This window comes from Pseudomonas fulva, assembly GCF_023517795.1.
In the GTDB taxonomy this organism is placed as follows: Bacteria; Pseudomonadota; Gammaproteobacteria; order Pseudomonadales; family Pseudomonadaceae; genus Aquipseudomonas; species Aquipseudomonas fulva_D.
In genome coordinates, this window is record NZ_CP082928.1 from 3,107,955 (window position 1) to 3,123,990 (window position 16,036).

18 protein-coding genes are annotated in these 16,036 nt (G+C 64.8%); 13 read left to right on the top strand and 5 right to left on the bottom strand.

From position 1 onward, the window contains the following. Position 1 precedes the first annotated feature (1 nt). The gene (locus K8U54_RS14205; RefSeq protein WP_249906422.1) at positions 2–460 is read left to right on the top strand and encodes a CreA family protein; all 459 of its coding nucleotides are present in this window, start codon (positions 2–4) and stop codon (positions 458–460) included. 257 nt (positions 461–717) lie between these two features. On the opposite strand, the gene rpsT is transcribed toward K8U54_RS14205, so the two are convergent. Beyond that, positions 718–993 (bottom strand): 30S ribosomal protein S20, encoded by a 276-nt coding sequence (rpsT, locus tag K8U54_RS14210; RefSeq protein ID WP_042556309.1) that lies wholly within the window; start codon positions 991–993, stop codon positions 718–720. 260 nt (positions 994–1,253) lie between these two features. On the opposite strand from rpsT, the gene murJ reads away from it, so the two are divergent. The 9 genes from murJ (at position 1,254) to K8U54_RS14255 (ending at position 10,068) form a co-directional block, all read left to right on the top strand. Continuing rightward, a complete protein-coding gene (murJ, locus tag K8U54_RS14215) occupies positions 1,254–2,798 on the top strand; it encodes a murein biosynthesis integral membrane protein MurJ (RefSeq protein ID WP_249906423.1) in 1,545 nt (514 codons plus the stop codon). A gap of 97 nt (positions 2,799–2,895) precedes the next feature. Next, positions 2,896–3,846 (top strand): bifunctional riboflavin kinase/FAD synthetase, encoded by a 951-nt coding sequence (gene ribF / locus K8U54_RS14220; RefSeq protein ID WP_249906424.1) that lies wholly within the window; start codon positions 2,896–2,898, stop codon positions 3,844–3,846. After that, positions 3,843–6,677 carry an isoleucine--tRNA ligase gene (ileS, locus tag K8U54_RS14225; protein ID WP_249906425.1) on the top strand — a complete coding sequence of 945 codons (2,835 nt, stop codon included), beginning with the start codon at positions 3,843–3,845 and terminating at the stop codon, positions 6,675–6,677. Before ribF ends, ileS begins: the two co-directional genes overlap by 4 nt. A gap of 30 nt (positions 6,678–6,707) precedes the next feature. Then, positions 6,708–7,214 carry a signal peptidase II gene (lspA, locus tag K8U54_RS14230; RefSeq protein ID WP_249906426.1) on the top strand — a complete coding sequence of 169 codons (507 nt, stop codon included), beginning with the start codon at positions 6,708–6,710 and terminating at the stop codon, positions 7,212–7,214. Further along, complete coding sequence (locus tag K8U54_RS14235) at positions 7,207–7,644, top strand: FKBP-type peptidyl-prolyl cis-trans isomerase (RefSeq protein WP_249906427.1); 438 nt, start codon at positions 7,207–7,209, stop codon at positions 7,642–7,644. The genes lspA and K8U54_RS14235 overlap by 8 nt, the downstream gene beginning before the upstream one ends. 48 nt (positions 7,645–7,692) lie before the next feature. Then, positions 7,693–7,884 (top strand): type II toxin-antitoxin system RelB family antitoxin, encoded by a 192-nt coding sequence (gene relB, locus K8U54_RS14240; RefSeq protein WP_249906428.1) that lies wholly within the window; start codon positions 7,693–7,695, stop codon positions 7,882–7,884. Continuing rightward, entirely contained in the window at positions 7,884–8,159 is a 276-nt protein-coding gene (locus K8U54_RS14245; RefSeq protein WP_249906429.1) for a type II toxin-antitoxin system RelE/ParE family toxin, read from the top strand. The genes relB and K8U54_RS14245 overlap by 1 nt, the downstream gene beginning before the upstream one ends. A gap of 33 nt (positions 8,160–8,192) precedes the next feature. Continuing rightward, positions 8,193–9,137, top strand: a complete 945-nt coding sequence (gene ispH, locus K8U54_RS14250; protein WP_249906430.1) for a 4-hydroxy-3-methylbut-2-enyl diphosphate reductase — start codon at positions 8,193–8,195, stop codon at positions 9,135–9,137. A gap of 190 nt (positions 9,138–9,327) precedes the next feature. After that, positions 9,328–10,068: a dienelactone hydrolase family protein gene (locus K8U54_RS14255; RefSeq protein ID WP_249906431.1), complete on the top strand. Its 741-nt coding sequence runs from the start codon at positions 9,328–9,330 to the stop codon at positions 10,066–10,068. A 54-nt stretch (positions 10,069–10,122) separates the two neighbouring features. Here the strand turns inward: K8U54_RS14255 and ppa are convergent, their stop codons facing one another. From ppa to K8U54_RS14270, 3 genes are all read right to left on the bottom strand, one after another. Then, on the bottom strand, positions 10,123–10,650 hold the full coding sequence (ppa, locus tag K8U54_RS14260) for an inorganic diphosphatase (RefSeq protein ID WP_070887203.1): 528 nt from the start codon (positions 10,648–10,650) through the stop codon (positions 10,123–10,125). Between the two features lie 38 nt (positions 10,651–10,688). Beyond that, a complete protein-coding gene (locus K8U54_RS14265; protein WP_249906432.1) occupies positions 10,689–11,558 on the bottom strand; it encodes a zinc-dependent peptidase in 870 nt (289 codons plus the stop codon). 295 nt (positions 11,559–11,853) lie between these two features. After that, positions 11,854–12,309: a GNAT family N-acetyltransferase gene (locus K8U54_RS14270; RefSeq protein ID WP_249906433.1), complete on the bottom strand. Its 456-nt coding sequence runs from the start codon at positions 12,307–12,309 to the stop codon at positions 11,854–11,856. Positions 12,310–12,562: 253 nt separating this feature from the next. Between K8U54_RS14270 and mpl the strand changes: the two genes are divergently transcribed. From mpl to K8U54_RS14285, 3 genes are read left to right on the top strand one after another with little or no spacing between them, the layout of a single operon-like run. Then, entirely contained in the window at positions 12,563–13,915 is a 1,353-nt protein-coding gene (gene mpl / locus K8U54_RS14275) for a UDP-N-acetylmuramate:L-alanyl-gamma-D-glutamyl-meso-diaminopimelate ligase (RefSeq protein ID WP_249906434.1), read from the top strand. 2 nt (positions 13,916–13,917) lie between these two features. After that, positions 13,918–14,550, top strand: a complete 633-nt coding sequence (gene ubiX, locus K8U54_RS14280; protein WP_249906435.1) for a flavin prenyltransferase UbiX — start codon at positions 13,918–13,920, stop codon at positions 14,548–14,550. Continuing rightward, positions 14,543–14,836, top strand: coding sequence for a YceK/YidQ family lipoprotein (locus tag K8U54_RS14285; RefSeq protein WP_249906436.1), 294 nt, complete (start codon positions 14,543–14,545; stop codon positions 14,834–14,836). The genes ubiX and K8U54_RS14285 overlap by 8 nt, the downstream gene beginning before the upstream one ends. 240 nt (positions 14,837–15,076) lie before the next feature. On the opposite strand, the gene K8U54_RS14290 is transcribed toward K8U54_RS14285, so the two are convergent. Next, complete coding sequence (locus K8U54_RS14290) at positions 15,077–16,009, bottom strand: 2-hydroxyacid dehydrogenase (RefSeq protein ID WP_249906437.1); 933 nt, start codon at positions 16,007–16,009, stop codon at positions 15,077–15,079. Positions 16,010–16,036 lie beyond the last annotated feature (27 nt).

Here is a 16,036-nt window from a genome sequence, read left to right on the forward strand (position 1 = left end):
TATGAAGGCGGGATGGCTGGGGTTGTTGTGTCTGTTGCCGCTGTGGGTGTCTGCCGAGGAAATCGGGCAGGTGTCTACCGTGTTCAAGTGGCTCGGGCCAAACGACAAGATTGTGGTCGAGGCCTTTGACGATCCGAAGGTGGCGGGCGTGACCTGCTACCTGTCGCGGGCCAAGACCGGCGGTGTGAAAGGTGGCCTCGGTCTGGCCGAGGATCGCGCCGAGGCTTCGATCGCCTGCCGCCAGGTGGGGCCGATCAGCTTTGCCGGCGAGCTCAAGGATGGCGAGGAGGTATTTCGCGAGCGTACCTCGCTGGTGTTCAAGACCATGCAGGTCGTGCGCTTCTTCGACCAGAAGCGCAACACCCTGGTGTACCTGGTCTACAGCGATCGCATCATCGAGGGCAGCCCGCAAAATGCGGTGACGGCCATCCCGATCCTGCCCTGGCCGAAGGGTAGCTGAGTCGGCGGCCGTTGCTCGGGTCGGCGAATCGGTAGGGCGCTTCGTTTTGCCCGGGCAATTCGGGAGCCGTCTTTGTCGGCGGCTCCGCTTGCCTGGTGGCGTCGCCTCGGTGTGCCTGGGGCTTGCAAGCCGGCTCGCTCGGCTGCGGCTTGTCGGCTGGGTGGTCAGCGCGCGCGGAGGGCCCGGGGGTGAGGGCGGTACTTTTCTCCGGGCAATAAAAAACCGGCCCTGGGGCCGGTCTTCATGAAGCGGTACGCTTAGGCAGCAGCTTGGCTGAGTGCTTTGACGTGACCGTTCAGGCGGCTCTTGTGACGAGCGGCCTTGTTCTTGTGGATGATGCCCTTGTCGGCCATACGGTCGATCACAGGCACAGCCAGAACGTAAGCAGCTTGTGCTTTCTCGTGGTCTTTGGCGTCGATGGCCTTGACTACGTTCTTGATGTAGGTACGAACCATGGAGCGCAGGCTGGCGTTATGGCTACGACGCTTCTCAGCCTGTTTTGCGCGTTTTTTGGCAGAAGGTGTATTGGCCACCGTCAAGCTCCTCGAAAACTAAGGGGTTACAGACAAATAAGGCCGCGAATCATGCAGGCGACCGAAGCACTTGTCAAGGTCGATACTGCGTCAGTCGTCGCAGGGCGAACGAGACGAGGGGTGCTTTATCGCGTCGGCGATTCTACACTCCCGGCCGCACCGGCGCCGTTGCACCTTCGGTGGCCGGCGCGGTCTGTTGCTGGCGCGTGACGCGCGCGCCGAATTCGATCCAGTAAACGCCGATTGAGCATCCCTGCCGAATGAATCTTCTCAAGTCGCTGGCCGCGGTCAGTTCCATCACCATGTTGTCGCGGGTTCTGGGTTTCGTGCGCGACACCATCATGGCCCGGATCTTCGGTGCGGGTATCGCCTCGGATGCCTTCGTGGTGGCCTTCAAGCTGCCCAACCTGCTGCGCCGCATCTTTGCCGAAGGAGCCTTTTCCCAGGCTTTCGTGCCGATCCTGGCCGAGTACAAGACCCAGAAGGGCGAGGAGGCGACCCGCACCTTCGTCGCCTACGTGGCTGGCCAGCTGACGCTGATTCTCGCTCTGGTAACCTTGCTCGGCGTGCTGGCTGCCCCCTGGATCGTCTGGGCCTCGGCGCCAGGCTTCAGCGACAACCCCGAGCGCTTCGAGCTGACCAGCGATCTGTTGCGGGTGACCTTTCCTTATATCCTGCTGATCTCCCTGTCGTCCTTCGCCAGCGCGCTGCTCAATACCTGGAACCGCTTTGCGGTGCCGGCCTTCGTGCCGACCCTGCTGAACGTCAGCATGATCGTCTTCGCGCTGTTCCTGACCCCGTACTTCGACCCGCCGATCATGGCCATGGGCTGGGCGGTGCTGGTCGGCGGCCTGCTGCAGCTGCTCTATCAGCTGCCACACCTGCGCAAGATCGGCCTCCTGGTGCTGCCGCGTCTCAACCTGCGCGACAGCGGCGTGTGGCGCGTGCTGCGGCAGATGGGGCCGGCGATCCTCGGTGTGTCGGTGGCGCAGATCTCGCTGATCATCAACACCATCTTCGCCTCCTTTCTGGTCGCCGGTTCCGTGTCCTGGATGTATTACGCCGACCGTCTGATGGAGTTGCCGTCGGGCGTGCTGGGCGTCGCCCTGGGTACCATCCTGCTGCCGTCGCTGGCCAAGACCCATGCCGCCGAGGATCCGGCCGCCTATTCGAAGCTGCTCGACTGGGGCCTGCGCCTGTGCATCCTGCTGGCGCTGCCCTGTGCCCTGGCCCTGGCCCTGCTGGCCGAGCCGCTGGTGGTGTCGCTGTTCCAGTACGGCAACTTCACCGCCACCGACGCCGAGATGACCCAGCGCGCCTTGCTGGCCTACTCGCTGGGGCTGCTGGGCATGTTGCTGGTCAAGGTGCTGGCGCCGGCCTTCTATGCGCGCCAGGACATTCGCACGCCGGTGCGTATCGCCATGTTCACCCTGCTGATGACCCAGGTGATGAACCTGTTGTTCGTTTTCGTCATTCCCCTGGCCCATGCCGGCCTGGCATTGGCCATCGGCCTGGCCGCCTGCCTGAATGCCAGCCTGCTGTTCTGGAAGTTGCGCACGCGCGGCCTCTATCAGCCGCAACCGGGCTGGGCGATGTTCAGCGGCAAGCTGCTGGCGGCGCTGCTGGTGATGGTGGTGGTGCTGGTCGGCATGCTCTGGCTGATGCCGGCCTGGAGCGACGGCAACATGCTGGCTCGCCTGATGCGCCTCGGCGCGCTGGTGGCCGCTGGCGCGCTGAGCTATTTCGCCGTGCTGGGCATCCTGGGGTTCCGGCTGCGCGACTTCTCCCGACGCTCGATTGCCTGATGACGGTGTGGCGCCGGCCAAATGAGCGCGCCGTATCCGCTACCCGGCGCCAGCCGCTGTGCGTATAATTGGCCACTTTGTGAGCAAGAAGCGCGTTATGCAGCTGGTTCGAGGCCTTCATAATCTGCGGCCCCAGCATCGGGGCTGTGTCGCCACCATCGGTAATTTCGACGGCGTTCACCGTGGCCACCAGGCGATTCTGGCGCGTTTGCGTGAGCGCGCGGCGGAGCTGGGCGTGCCGAGCTGCGTGGTGCTGTTCGAGCCGCAGCCCCGTGAATACTTCGACCCCGCGGGCGCGCCGGCACGCCTGAGCCGCCTGCGTGACAAGCTTGCCCTGCTGGCTGCCGAAGGCGTCGACCGGGTGCTGTGCCTGACCTTCAACCCGCGCCTGCGGGAACTGAGCGCCGCCGAGTTCGTGCAGCGCGTGCTGGTCGATGGGCTTGGCGTCCTGCATCTGGAAGTAGGCGACGATTTCCGCTTCGGTTGCGACCGTGCCGGGGATTTCGCCTTTCTGGCCGAGGCCGCGCAGCGCGAAGGCTTCAGCGTCGAAGCCGCCAAGACCGTGGAGATCGAAGGGCAGCGGGTCAGCAGCACGCGGGTGCGCGAGGCCCTGGCCAGCGGCGACTTCGCCGTCGCCGAACGCATGCTGGGCCGGCCGTTTCGCATCGTCGGGCGGGTGCTGCATGGCCAGAAGCTCGGCCGCCAGCTGAATGCGCCGACCGCCAACGTGCAGCTCAAGCGCAAACGTGTACCGCTGACCGGGGTGTACCTGGTCAGTGTCGAGATAGACGGCCAGCCATGGCCGGGGGTCGCCAATATCGGCGTGCGCCCCAGCGTGGCCGGTGACGGGAGCGCCCACCTCGAGGTGCACCTGCTGGATTTTGCCGGTGACCTGTATGGCCGGCGTTTGACGGTGGCTTTCCACCACAAGCTGCGCGATGAGCAGCGTTTCGCCTCGCTCGAGGCATTGAAGACGGCCATTGCGGCCGACATTGCCGCTGCCCGCGACCATTGGCAGCGCCAACCGCTGATGAAGAGCCCGACATGACCGATTACAAAGCCACGCTGAACCTGCCCGATACTCCCTTCCCGATGAAGGCTGGCCTGCCGCAACGCGAGCCGCAGACCCTGCAGCGCTGGATTGATATTGGTCTGTACGAAAAACTGCGCAAGGCTGGCGAAGGCCGCCCGAAATTCGTGCTGCACGACGGCCCGCCCTATGCCAACGGCAGCATCCACATCGGTCACGCGCTGAACAAGATCCTCAAGGACATCATCACCCGCTCCAAGACCTTGGCCGGCTTTGATGCTCCCTACGTGCCGGGCTGGGATTGCCACGGCCTGCCGATCGAGCACAAGGTCGAGACCACCTTCGGCAAGAACCAGCCGGCCGATCTGACCCGCGAGCGTTGCCGCACCTACGCCGCCGAGCAGGTCGAGGAGCAGAAGGCCAACTTCATCCGCCTCGGTGTGCTGGGTGACTGGAACAACCCCTACCTGACCATGAACTTCGCCAACGAGGCCGGCGAGATCCGTGCCCTGGCGGAAATGGTCAAGAACGGCTTCGTGTTCAAGGGCCTCAAGCCCGTCAACTTCTGCTTCGACTGCGGTTCGGCCCTGGCCGAGGCCGAGGTCGAGTACCAGGACAAGAAGTCCGAAGCCATCGACGTGGCCTTCCCGGTGGAAGATGCCGACAAGCTGGCCGCCGCCTTCGGCCTGGCCAGCCTGAGCAAGCCGACCGCCATCGTCATCTGGACCACCACGCCCTGGACCATCCCGGCCAACCAGGCGCTGAACGTGCACCCGGAATTCACTTACGCGCTGGTAGATGTGGGCGACCGCCTGCTGCTGCTGGCCGAGGAGATGGTCGAGAGCTGCCTGCAGCGCTTCGGCCTCGAAGGCCAGGTAGTGGCCACCGCCGAAGGTTCGGCGCTGGAACTGATCAACTTCCGTCATCCGTTCTATGACCGCCTGTCGCCGCTGTACCTGGCCGACTACGTCGAGCTGGGCGCCGGTACCGGTATCGTCCACTCCGCGCCGGCCTACGGCGAGGACGACTTCCAGAGCTGCAAGCGCTACGGCATGAGCAACGACGAGATCCTCAACCCGGTGCAGAGCAACGGTGTATACGTCGATTCGCTGCCGTTCTTCGGCGGCCAGTTCATCTGGAAGGCCACACCGGCGATCATCGCCAAGCTCGAGGAAGTGGGTGCGCTGCTCAAGCACGCCACCATCAGCCACAGCTACATGCACTGCTGGCGCCACAAGACCCCGCTGATCTACCGCGCCACCGCGCAGTGGTTCGTGGGCATGGATAGCAAACCGAAAGAGGGCGGTACTCTGCGTGAGCGCTCCCTGGCGGCCATCGAAGACACCAGGTTCATCCCGGCCTGGGGCCAGGCGCGCCTGCACAGCATGATCGCCGGTCGTCCGGACTGGTGCATCTCGCGGCAGCGCAACTGGGGCGTGCCGATCCCGTTCTTCACCCACAAGGAGAGCGGCGAGCTGCACCCGCGTACCGTCGAGCTGATGGAAGAAGTTGCCAAGCGCGTCGAGCAAGAGGGCATCGAAGCCTGGTTCAAGCTGGACGCCGCCGAGCTGCTGGGCGCCGAGGCCGACCAGTACGACAAGAGCCGCGACACCCTGGACGTGTGGTTCGACTCCGGCACCACCCACTGGCACGTGCTGCGCGGCTCCCACGCCGAGCTGGCGCATGCCTCTGGCCCGGTGGCCGACCTGTACCTGGAAGGCTCCGACCAGCACCGCGGCTGGTTCCATTCGTCCCTGCTGACCGGCTGCGCCATCGACGGCCACGCGCCGTACAAGGAACTGCTGACCCACGGCTTCACCGTCGACGAGCAGGGCCGCAAGCAGTCCAAGTCCCTCGGCAACGTGGTCGCGCCGCAGAAGGTTATCGACAGCATGGGCGCCGACATCCTGCGCCTGTGGGTCGCTTCCACCGACTATTCCGGCGAGATGGCGGTTTCCGACCAGATCCTGCAGCGCAGTGCCGACGCCTACCGGCGTATCCGTAACACCGCGCGTTTCATGCTGGCCAACCTCAATGGCTTCAACCCGGCTACCGACCTGCTGCCGGCCGAGCAGATGCTCGATCTGGACCGCTGGGCGGTGGACGCCACCGCGCGCCTGCAGGACGAGCTGACCGAAGCCTACGCCGAGTACCGCTTCTGGAACGTGTATTCCAAGGTGCACAACTTCTGCGTACAGGAGCTGGGCGGCTTCTACCTGGACATCATCAAGGACCGCCAGTACACCACCGCGCCGGACAGCATCGCCCGTCGTTCCTGCCAGAGCGCGCTGTTCCACATCTGCGAGGCGCTGGTGCGCTGGGTCGCGCCGATCCTGTCGTTCACCGCCGAGGAAATCTGGCAGTTCCTGCCGGGCGAGCGCGCCGAGTCGGTGATGCTGGCCACCTGGTACGAGAACCTGGCCCGCCTGCCGGAGGGCGCCGAGCTGGACAACGCCTATTGGCAGCGCGTCATGGCGGTCAAGGGCGCGGTCAACAAGGAGCTGGAGAACCTGCGTGCAAGCAAGGCCATCGGCGCCAGCCTGCAGGCGGAAGTGACCCTGTTCGGTGACGACGCCCTGCGCGGCGACCTGGGCAAGCTCGGCGACGAGCTGCGCTTCGCGCTGATCACCTCCGCCGCCGCTACCGCGCCGCTGAGCGATGCGCCAGCCGATGCGGTGGTCACCGAGGTCGAAGGTTTGAAGCTGAGGATCGTCAAGTCCGCCCACGCCAAGTGCGGCCGTTGCTGGCACCTGCGCGCCGATGTCGGTACTCACGCCGAGCATCCGGAGCTGTGCGGCCGTTGCATCAGCAACATCGAAGGTTCGGGCGAGGTGCGCCACCATGCGTAACGCCCTGGCCCGCATCGCGGAGATGAATCAATGAGCGCCCGTTTCGGCAAGCTCGGCTGGGTATGGCTCAGCGTCGTGGTGTTCGTGATCGACCAGGTCACCAAGTTCTGGTTCGACAACAACCTGCAGATGTACGAACGCATCACCGTGATCCCCCAGGTGCTGGACTGGACCCTGGCCTACAACACTGGCGCCGCCTTCAGCTTCCTGGCCGGTGCCTCGGGCTGGCAGCGCTGGTTGTTCACCCTGATCGCCGTGGTGGTCAGCGTGATTCTGGTGGTGTGGATGAAGCGCCTCAAAGCTGACGAAACCTGGCTGGCCATCGGCCTGGCCCTGGTACTCGGTGGCGCCCTGGGCAACCTGGTGGACCGGGTGATCTTCGGCCACGTGGTCGACTTCATCCTGGTGCACTGGCAGAGCAGCTGGTATTTCCCAGCCTTCAATATCGCTGACAGCGCGATCACCGTCGGCGCCATCCTGCTGGCGCTGGACATGTTCAAGAGCAAGAAGCCCGAAGAAGAGGTGGCACGTGACTGATGTACGTATCGGCCCGGATCGGCAGGTGACCCTGCATTTCGCGCTGAAGCTGGATAACGGCGATGTGGTCGACAGCACCGAAGGCAAAGCTCCGGCGACCTTCAAGGTCGGCGACGGCAACCTGCTGCCGGGCTTCGAGTCCGCGCTGTACGGCTTCAAGGCCGGCGACAAGCGCAGCCTGACCGTCGAGCCCGAGCAGGGCTTCGGCCAGCACAACCCGCAGAACGTGCAGGTGATGCCGCGCTCGCAGTTCCAGGACATGGAGCTGTCGGAAGGGCTGCTGGTGATCTTCAACGACGCCGCCAATACCGAGCTGCCGGGCGTGGTCAAAGCGTTCGATGACGCCCAGGTGACCATCGACTTCAACCACCCGCTGGCCGGCAAGACGCTGACCTTCGACGTCGAGATCATTGAGGTCAAAGCCGTCTAGGCAGTGTAGGATGAGTGCCTTGTCGCCCGCTAACATGGAGGCCGCGTCATGAGCGTACAGCGTTCCCCCATCGTGTCGGAGTTCGAGACCCAGGAATTGGCGGACAGCCACGACGGCTGGTTTCGCCGCAAGGTCGCGGAATCTCTCGCAGACGTTCGCGGGGTGGTTGCTCATGATCAGGTGATGGCCGATGTCGAGGCCATCATTAGCGAAGCAGAGGCGCGGCGGCGCAGTAGCTGATGCTGCCGATCGTCTGGCGCGCCACTGCCAGGGACGATCTGTTGCAGATCATTCGCTACATCGCCAATGAAGACCCTCAGGCTGCCAGGCAATTGAAGGAACGTCTGGAGTCGGCAGTGCTGCCGTTGGCCGAGCATCCCTACCTGTATCGCTTTGGTCGGGTGCCTGGAACACGTGAGCTGATCGCTCATCCAAACTATATTCTGGTTTACCGAGTAGCCGCTGACGCTGTGGAAGTGGTGAATGTTCTTCATGCTCGCCAGCAGTATCCATGAGGCCTGTGGCGCCGCGTAATCGAGACAACCATCATGCAAATCAAACTCGCCAATCCCCGCGGTTTCTGCGCCGGTGTCGACCGCGCCATCGAGATCGTCAACCGCGCCCTCGAGGTGTTCGGTCCACCGATCTACGTGCGCCATGAAGTGGTGCACAACAAGTTCGTGGTCGAGGATCTGCGCAACCGTGGCGCGGTGTTCGTCGAAGAACTGGACCAGGTGCCCGATGACGTGATCGTCATCTTCAGCGCCCACGGTGTGTCCCAGGCGGTGCGCAACGAAGCCGCCAACCGCGGCCTGAAAGTGTTCGACGCCACCTGCCCGCTGGTCACCAAGGTGCACTTGGAAGTGGTGCGCTACAGCCGCGACGGCCGCGAGTGCATCCTTATCGGCCATGAAGGCCACCCGGAAGTCGAAGGCACCATGGGCCAGTACGACGCCAGCAACGGCGGCGCCATCTACCTGGTGGAGGACGAGGACGACGTCGCCAAACTGCAGGTGCGCGACCCCGACAACCTGGCCTTCGTCACCCAGACCACGCTGTCGATGGACGACACCAGCAAGGTCATCGATGCCCTGCGCGCGCGCTTCCCCAACATCGGCGGGCCGCGCAAGGACGATATCTGCTACGCCACCCAGAACCGCCAGGATGCGGTCAAGCAATTGGCCGACGAGTGCGATGTGTTGCTGGTGGTCGGCAGCCCCAACAGTTCCAACTCCAATCGCCTGCGTGAACTGGCCGAGCGCATTGGCACTCCGGCCTACTTGATCGACGGCGCCGAAGACCTCAGGCGCGAGTGGTTCGAGGGCGCCAAGGGCATCGGCATCACCGCCGGCGCCTCGGCCCCGGAAGTGCTGGTGCGTGGGGTGATCGACAAGCTCGGCGAATGGGGCGCCAGCAACGTCCAGGAACTGGACGGCCGCCCGGAGAACGTGACCTTCTCCATGCCCAAGGAGCTGCGGCTCAAGGCGGTATAGGGTCAACCGTTGCATGCGAAGCCAGGGCATTTGCCCTGGCTTTTTTATGGGCGCAGCAACGCTCTGCCGGCCCGCACAGCCTGAAATGCTTGGGCACTCGATTGCCGTTCTGTTGACCAATACCTGAGTTCGCCCATTTATGCCTGCCGTCGCCTGGCGCTGGCGGGCAGCATCCAACCGGAGGATCACCATGGCTCACGAGCAAATCGTCATCACCACGCCAGACGGCCAGTGCCCGGCCCACGTGTTTACGCCGGCTGACGGGCAGGGCGGCCCGGCGGTCATCTTCTACATGGATGCCGGCGGCATTCGCCCTGCGGTGCTGGCCATGGCCCAGCGGCTGGCCGATGCCGGCTACGTGGTGCTGCTGCCGGATACCTACTACCGCTACGGCGCCTACGGGCCCTTCGATCCCAAGGAAGTGTTCAAGGGCGATTTCCGCGCCATTCTCGGCCCGCTGATGGCCACCACCGGCAATGCCAAGGCGGCGGCCGATATCGATGCCTATATCGCCTACCTCGATGGGCGCAGCGATGTGCACGGCCAGCGCATCGGCGCGGTGGGCTTCTGCATGGGCGGCGGCATGGCCATCGCCTGCGCGGGTGCACGGCCGGAGCGCTTCGCCGCCATCGCCAGCTTCCACGGCGGCAACCTGGCCACCGACGCCGCCGACAGCCCCCATCTCGCGGCGTCTGCACTGCAGGCCGAGGTCTATATCGCCGCCGCGGAAAACGACGGCAGCTACCCGCCGGAAATGGCCGAGCGTTTCGAGAAGGCACTCACCGACGCCGGTGTGACCTACAGCTCGGAAACCTACCCGGCCAAGCACGGCTGGATGAAGCCGGACTTCCCGGTGTATGACGAGCAGGCGGCCGAGCATGGTTGGAAGCAGATGCTGGCGTTCTTCGCCCGCACCCTGAAACGGCGCTAAATCCCAGGCATTAAAAAGCCGGCTTGTGGCCGGCTTTCGTTAGGCAGGTTGTGCTTACTTTTGATAAGCAGCAGCCGCCTTGGTGATCTCGGCGCGGGCCGCGTCGGCATTGCCCCAGCCTTCGACCTTGACCCACTTGCCCTTCTCGAGATCCTTGTAGTTCTCGAAGAAGTGCTTGATCTGCTCGATCAGCAGCGGGGGCAGGTCAGTGTATTCCTGAACGTCTTTGTAGATCGTGGTCAGCTTGTCGTGGGGTACGGCGATCAGCTTGGCGTCGCCACCGGCTTCGTCGGTCATGTGCAGCACGCCGACCGGACGGGCGCGGATCACCGAGCCTGGGGCGACCGGGTACGGGGTCACGACCAGCACGTCGAGGGGGTCGCCGTCGTCGGCCAGGGTGTGCGGGATGAAGCCGTAGTTGGCCGGGTAGAACATCGGGGTGGCCATGAAACGGTCGACGAACAGGCAGTCGGTGTCGTGATCGATTTCGTATTTGATCGGCGCGTGGTTGGCCGGGATTTCGATAGCGACGTAGATGTCGTTCGGCAGGTCTTTACCGGCCGGAACCTTGCTGTAGCTCATGGGTGACTCCCTGATGTGCGCCAAAAAAAGTGGCGCGATTATAGGTGGATTCCCGCGTCGTTGCCATTACAGCCAATGGTCGTATCGGCCGCCGCGGGCGTGGCTTGCTGATAGTCCGGGTGTTCGACCTGCAGGCGGCGCAAACGTGCCAATGGGTCTTGCCGATAGAACAGGCGCAGCTGCTCGTAGACCGCGGGAAAGGCTTCAACGAGCAGGTCCGGCGCGTTGAAGAAGTATTCGCTGGTCACCGCGAAGAATTCGGCGGGGTTTTCCGCGGCGTAGGGGTCGATGGCGGTCTGCGCCTCTTCGTCGGCATCCAGCTCGGCGTTCAGGCTGTCGAAGGCCTCTTGCATGGCGCTTGCCCACTGCTTCACGTCCATGTTGCTGTGCAGCGGTGGCAGGCCGTTGGCGTCGCCGCCGAGCATGTCCAGCTTGTGGGCCAGCTCGTGGATCACCAGGTTGTAGCCCTCCCAGCCGCCACTGGCCTGCACGCCCGGCCAGGCGAGGATCACCGGGCCCTGCTGCCAGGCTTCGCCGCTGTGCTCGCCATCCCACTCGTGCTCGATGCCACCGGAGTCGCGATGGCGCTGCGGGCTGACGAAATCGTCCGGGTAGAGAATCACCTCGTGGAAACCCTGGTACCAGTTCAGGTCGGCCAGGCCGAGCAGCGGCAGTTCGGCGAGCGCGGCCAGGGCCAGGCGGTCGTCATGGTCCAGCTCGAGGCCGGGCAGGGTGGTCAGGTGCTTGGCGTGCAGAAACAGCACGGCGCGTTCGCGCAGCAGCCGCTCTTCTTCGCTGCTCAGGCCGTCGAGAATCGGCAGGCGCTGGCGCACCGTGGCCCAGCTGCTGGCGCTGACCGGGTGACGGGAGAGGATGCGCCGACGGCGCCAGGCGCTAAACGACCACATGGAAAAGGCTCGCTGGGAGAATGGCCGTCACCATAACAGGCCGCCCGCCGACCGCAAGCGCCCAGAGCCTGTTCAAAGTCTCGCGAGCTAGAGCAATGCAAGGCCTAGGCGGCCCCACAAAAACAGGCGAGGACCGGTCGGAGTCGCGCTCGACTTTACGAGCTGTAAATGAGCAGTACTCGCTTCGCTCGCCCTGCGGGCCGCGCTAAAGCGCGTTAGCCGCAAGCGGCTTGCCGAGCCTGTTTTTAACGCCGTAGTGCCGACGCGCAGCAGACTTTGAACAGGTTCTCAGGAGTTACTCGCTGCTGATGGGCAGCACGTAGTTCTTGAACTGCTCGTCCTCGACGAAGCCGATCGACTGGTAGACCTTCTGCGCCACCTCGTTATCGCGGCTGGTGGCCACGCGCATGCGCACGGCCTGGGTCTGCTTGGCCATCTTTCTGGCGGTCTGCAGCAGGCGGTCGGCGACCAGTTGGCGACGCGCGTCCTCGGCCACGAAGATATCGTTGAGGATCCACACCCGCTTGAGCGACAGCGACGAATAGCTCGGGTACAGCTGGCAGAAACCCAGCAGCTTGTCATCGTCGTCGGCCAGGGCCAGGTAGATCACCGATTCCTCGCGCTTGATGCGGGTTTCCAGAAACTTGCGCGACGAGTCGAGAAACGGCCTTTCGCCATAGAACTCGCGGTAGCGAACGAACAGCGGGGTGAGTAGATCCAAGTGCTCCAGGGTGGCTTGCACGATGCGCATGGGCGAGGGCCTCGTTTGGCTGTCGGATGGAGACGGCAGGCGTTTCGATTAAAGTGCAGTTTTCGCCCTAAATTCGCCCTAAAGCCAGTGAGGCAGAGCTGTTACGGGGCGGCGGGAGGCTTGTTCTCGATGCCTGAATTTCGGCCATCCAGACCCGCCGAGCAGGCTGGGTACCAGGCGCCGCTGTGCTAATCTGCGGCCATGTTTTCACGCGGCTCGTCGGCCTCCTGGCGCGCCTGTTCTCGAGGTTTTCATGCATATCCACATTCTCGGCATCTGCGGCACCTTCATGGGTTCGCTCGCGGTGCTGGCCAAGGAACTTGGCCACCGCGTCACCGGCTCCGATGCCAACGTCTACCCGCCGATGAGCACCCAGCTCGAAGCCCAGGGCATCGAGCTGCTGCAGGGTTACGATCCCGCGCATCTGCAGCCGGCGCCGGACCTGGTGGTGGTCGGCAACGCCATGAGCCGTGGCAACCCGGCGGTGGAATACGTGCTCAACAAGGGCCTGCCCTATGTATCCGGCCCGCAGTGGCTGGCCGACCATGTGCTGCAGGGCCGTTGGGTGATGGCGGTGGCCGGCACCCACGGCAAGACCAGCAGCTCGAGCATGCTCGCCTGGGTGCTGGAGCACGCCGGCATGGCGCCGGGCTTCCTGATCGGCGGCGTGCCCCAGAACTTCGGGATTTCCGCGCGGCTGGGCGACACGCCGTTCTTCGTGGTCGAGGCCGACGAGTACGACAGCGCCTTCTTCGACAAGCGCAGCAAGTTCGTCCACTACCGCCCGCGCACCGCGATCCTCAACAACCTGGAATTCGACCACGCGGATATCTTCCCGGACCTGGCGGCCATCGAGCGGCAGTTCCATCACCTGGTACGGATCATTCCCGGCGAAGGCCTGGTCATCCACCCGGCCAGCGAAGCTGCCCTGGCGCGGGTGATCCAGATGGGCTGCTGGACGCCGGTGCAGACCACTGGTGAAGGTGGCCAATGGCAGGCACGCCTGCTCAGCGCCGACGGCTCGCGCTTCGAGGTGAGCTTCGACGGTAAGGTCGAAGGCATGGTGGACTGGCAGTTGACCGGCCAGCATAACGTGGCCAATGCCCTGGCTGTATTGGCGGCAGCGCGCCACGTCGGTGTGGTGCCGGCGCTCGGTATCGAAGCGCTGGGCCAGTTCATCAACGCCAAGCGACGCATGGAAAAGGTTGCCGAGGTGAACGGCGTGACCGTCTATGACGACTTCGCCCACCACCCCACCGCCATCGCCACCACCCTCGACGGCCTGCGCAAGCGCGTTGGCGACGAGCAGATCATCGCGGTGATCGAGCCACGTTCCAATTCCATGAAGCTCGGTGCCCACCGCGATGGCCTGGCCGAGTCCGCCGTGCAGGCCGATGCAGTGTTCTGGTACGCGCCGCCGAATCTCGGTTGGGATCTGGCGGCCACCGTTGCCGGTGCGACCAATCCAACCCAGGTGTGCGATTCCCTGGACGCGATCATCGACGGCGTGAAGGCGCGAGTACGGCCTGGCACCCAGGTGGTGATCATGAGCAACGGCGGTTTTGGCGGCCTACATGGCAAGCTGGCCAAGGCGCTGGAGGTGTGAGGATGGCAGGGCCAGAGCGTATTACTCTCGCGATGACCGGCGCCTCGGGCGCCCAGTACGGCCTGCGCCTGCTCGACTGCCTGGTGCGTGAGGATCGGGAAGTGCACTTCCTGATCTCCAAGGCCGCGCAGCTGGTGATGGCCACCGAAACCGACGTCAGCCTGCCGGCCAAACCCCAGGCCATGCAGGCGTTTCTCACCGAATACACCGGCGCCACCGACGGGCAGATCCGCGTGTACGGCAAGGAAGACTGGATGGCGCCGGTGGCTTCCGGCTCCGGTGCCCCGTCGGCCATGGTGGTGGTGCCGTGCAGCACCGGCACCTTGTCATCCATCGCCACCGGCGCCTGCAACAACCTGATCGAGCGCGCCGCGGACGTTGCCCTGAAGGAGCGCCGCCAGCTGATAGTGGTGCCGCGCGAGGCGCCGTACTCCAGTATTCATCTGGAGCACATGCTCAAGCTGTCCAACCTGGGCGTGACCATCCTGCCGGCCTCGCCGGGCTTCTATCACCAGCCGCAGACCCTGGATGACCTGGTCGATTTCGTGGTCGCGCGCATCCTCAATTGCCTGAACATCCCCCAGGACATGCTGCCGCGCTGGGGCGAGCATCACCTCAACAGTGGCGATGAATAGGCGCGCCGGCTGGCTCTTGCTGCTCGCCTGCCTGCAACTGGGCGGCTGCGCTACTGCACGTACCCTGGATGCCAACCAGCCCGGCGCGCCGGTGGTGTACGCCGGCACGCGGCTGGACTGGTACGCGCTGCAGGGCGGTTGCTGCCCGGTGGAGCGCTTCGGCGCCGAGGCGCCGCGTTATGCCGGCCTCGATCTGCCGGCCAGCGCCTTGCTCGATACCCTGCTGTTGCCGCTGTCGCTGGCCAAGGCGCTGGGCATTGGTTTGCAGGTGAGTGGGGGCGGGTAGGGTGTTTTGACCGGGCCAGGGTGGTTTTGATGGGCTAGCGCCTACGCGGCCCGACCCAGCCGACGGTCTGAAGCCTATCACCCAGTGGGAGCGGGCCATGCCCGCGAAAAGTCACGGGCATGGCCCGTTCCCACAGAGAGCCCGCATTATTCAATCGTAGGGTGGGCGATAGCCCACCAGTTTTTAAGGGGTGAGGGGATTAGTTCACCAGCCTGCAGCCCTTCCAATCCATGCCCAGCTTCAAATCGGCGTCAGCAGCGTCTCACCGCGGAAATGCCGGCCGATATTGTCGAGAAACTGGCTCAGCGACTGCTCCAGCGCCTGGGGCGAGTTGCCGCCCACATGGGGGGTGATGGTCAGGTTGTCGAGGTCGAGCAACTCGGTGGGTGGCAGCGGCTCGCTCTCGTAGACGTCCAGCGCCGCAGCGCGGATGCGCTTCTCGCGCAGCGCCGTGCCCAGCGCCGCGGTGTCCACCACGCTGCCGCGTGCCACGTTGACCAGATAACCCTGGGGGCCCAGTGCATCGAGCACCTGCGCCCCGACCAGGTGATGGGTCGCGGCGCCGCCGGGGATGGCGATCACCAGGCAGTCGCACCACTCGGCCAGCTCCCGCACGCTCGGGAAATAGCGGTGCGGGCTGCCCGCTTTCGGCGAGCGGTTGTGATAACCCACCGGCATATCGAAGGCCGCGGCGCGGCGGGCCAGCTGCTCGCCAATGGCGCCGAGGCCGAGGATGCCCAGGCGCTTGCCGCTGACCCCGTCGGTCATCGGCAGGGCGTCGCGCCAGATGCCCGCGCGGCAGGCGTTGTCCAGGCGGCGCACGTCGCGAATCGCTGCCAGCAGCAAGGCCATCGCATGGTCGGCGACGCAGCTGGCATTGCTGCCGGCGCCGTTACTGAGGGCGATGCCGCGAGCGCGGGCCGCCTCGATATCGACCTTCTCGTAACCCACCCCCAGGGTGCCGACGAAGCCGAGCTTGGGCAGGCGGGCGATCTCCTCACCGGTCAGGCCGATGGTTCCGATGGTCAGCACCGCTTGAATGCTGGCGCCGTGCTCGGCAATGGCTGCTTCGCGTGCCGCCGCATTGGCGGCATGGGTCACCTGATACTGCTCGGCGATACGCGCCAGGCTGCTTTCGCTGAGCGGGTTGAGAATCAGCAGGTGCGGCTTCATGGGGGCTCCAGGGCAGGTGGGCGGGTG

Bases quoted from the DNA above. Each gene is read 5' to 3' on its own strand.
- K8U54_RS14205 (WP_249906422.1), top strand. From the start codon at position 2: ATGAAGGCGGGATGGCTGGGGTTGTTGTGTCTGTTGCCGCTGTGGGTG.
- murJ (WP_249906423.1), top strand. From the start codon at position 1,254: ATGAATCTTCTCAAGTCGCTGGCCGCGGTCAGTTCCATCACCATGTTG.
- ribF (WP_249906424.1), top strand. From the start codon at position 2,896: ATGCAGCTGGTTCGAGGCCTTCATAATCTGCGGCCCCAGCATCGGGGC.
- ileS (WP_249906425.1), top strand. From the start codon at position 3,843: ATGACCGATTACAAAGCCACGCTGAACCTGCCCGATACTCCCTTCCCG.
- lspA (WP_249906426.1), top strand. From the start codon at position 6,708: ATGAGCGCCCGTTTCGGCAAGCTCGGCTGGGTATGGCTCAGCGTCGTG.
- relB (WP_249906428.1), top strand. From the start codon at position 7,693: ATGAGCGTACAGCGTTCCCCCATCGTGTCGGAGTTCGAGACCCAGGAA.
- K8U54_RS14245 (WP_249906429.1), top strand. From the start codon at position 7,884: ATGCTGCCGATCGTCTGGCGCGCCACTGCCAGGGACGATCTGTTGCAG.
- ispH (WP_249906430.1), top strand. From the start codon at position 8,193: ATGCAAATCAAACTCGCCAATCCCCGCGGTTTCTGCGCCGGTGTCGAC.
- K8U54_RS14255 (WP_249906431.1), top strand. From the start codon at position 9,328: ATGGCTCACGAGCAAATCGTCATCACCACGCCAGACGGCCAGTGCCCG.
- ppa (WP_070887203.1), bottom strand. From the start codon at position 10,650: ATGAGCTACAGCAAGGTTCCGGCCGGTAAAGACCTGCCGAACGACATC.
- K8U54_RS14265 (WP_249906432.1), bottom strand. From the start codon at position 11,558: ATGTGGTCGTTTAGCGCCTGGCGCCGTCGGCGCATCCTCTCCCGTCAC.
- K8U54_RS14270 (WP_249906433.1), bottom strand. From the start codon at position 12,309: ATGCGCATCGTGCAAGCCACCCTGGAGCACTTGGATCTACTCACCCCG.
- mpl (WP_249906434.1), top strand. From the start codon at position 12,563: ATGCATATCCACATTCTCGGCATCTGCGGCACCTTCATGGGTTCGCTC.
- ubiX (WP_249906435.1), top strand. From the start codon at position 13,918: ATGGCAGGGCCAGAGCGTATTACTCTCGCGATGACCGGCGCCTCGGGC.
- K8U54_RS14285 (WP_249906436.1), top strand. From the start codon at position 14,543: ATGAATAGGCGCGCCGGCTGGCTCTTGCTGCTCGCCTGCCTGCAACTG.
- K8U54_RS14290 (WP_249906437.1), bottom strand. From the start codon at position 16,009: ATGAAGCCGCACCTGCTGATTCTCAACCCGCTCAGCGAAAGCAGCCTG.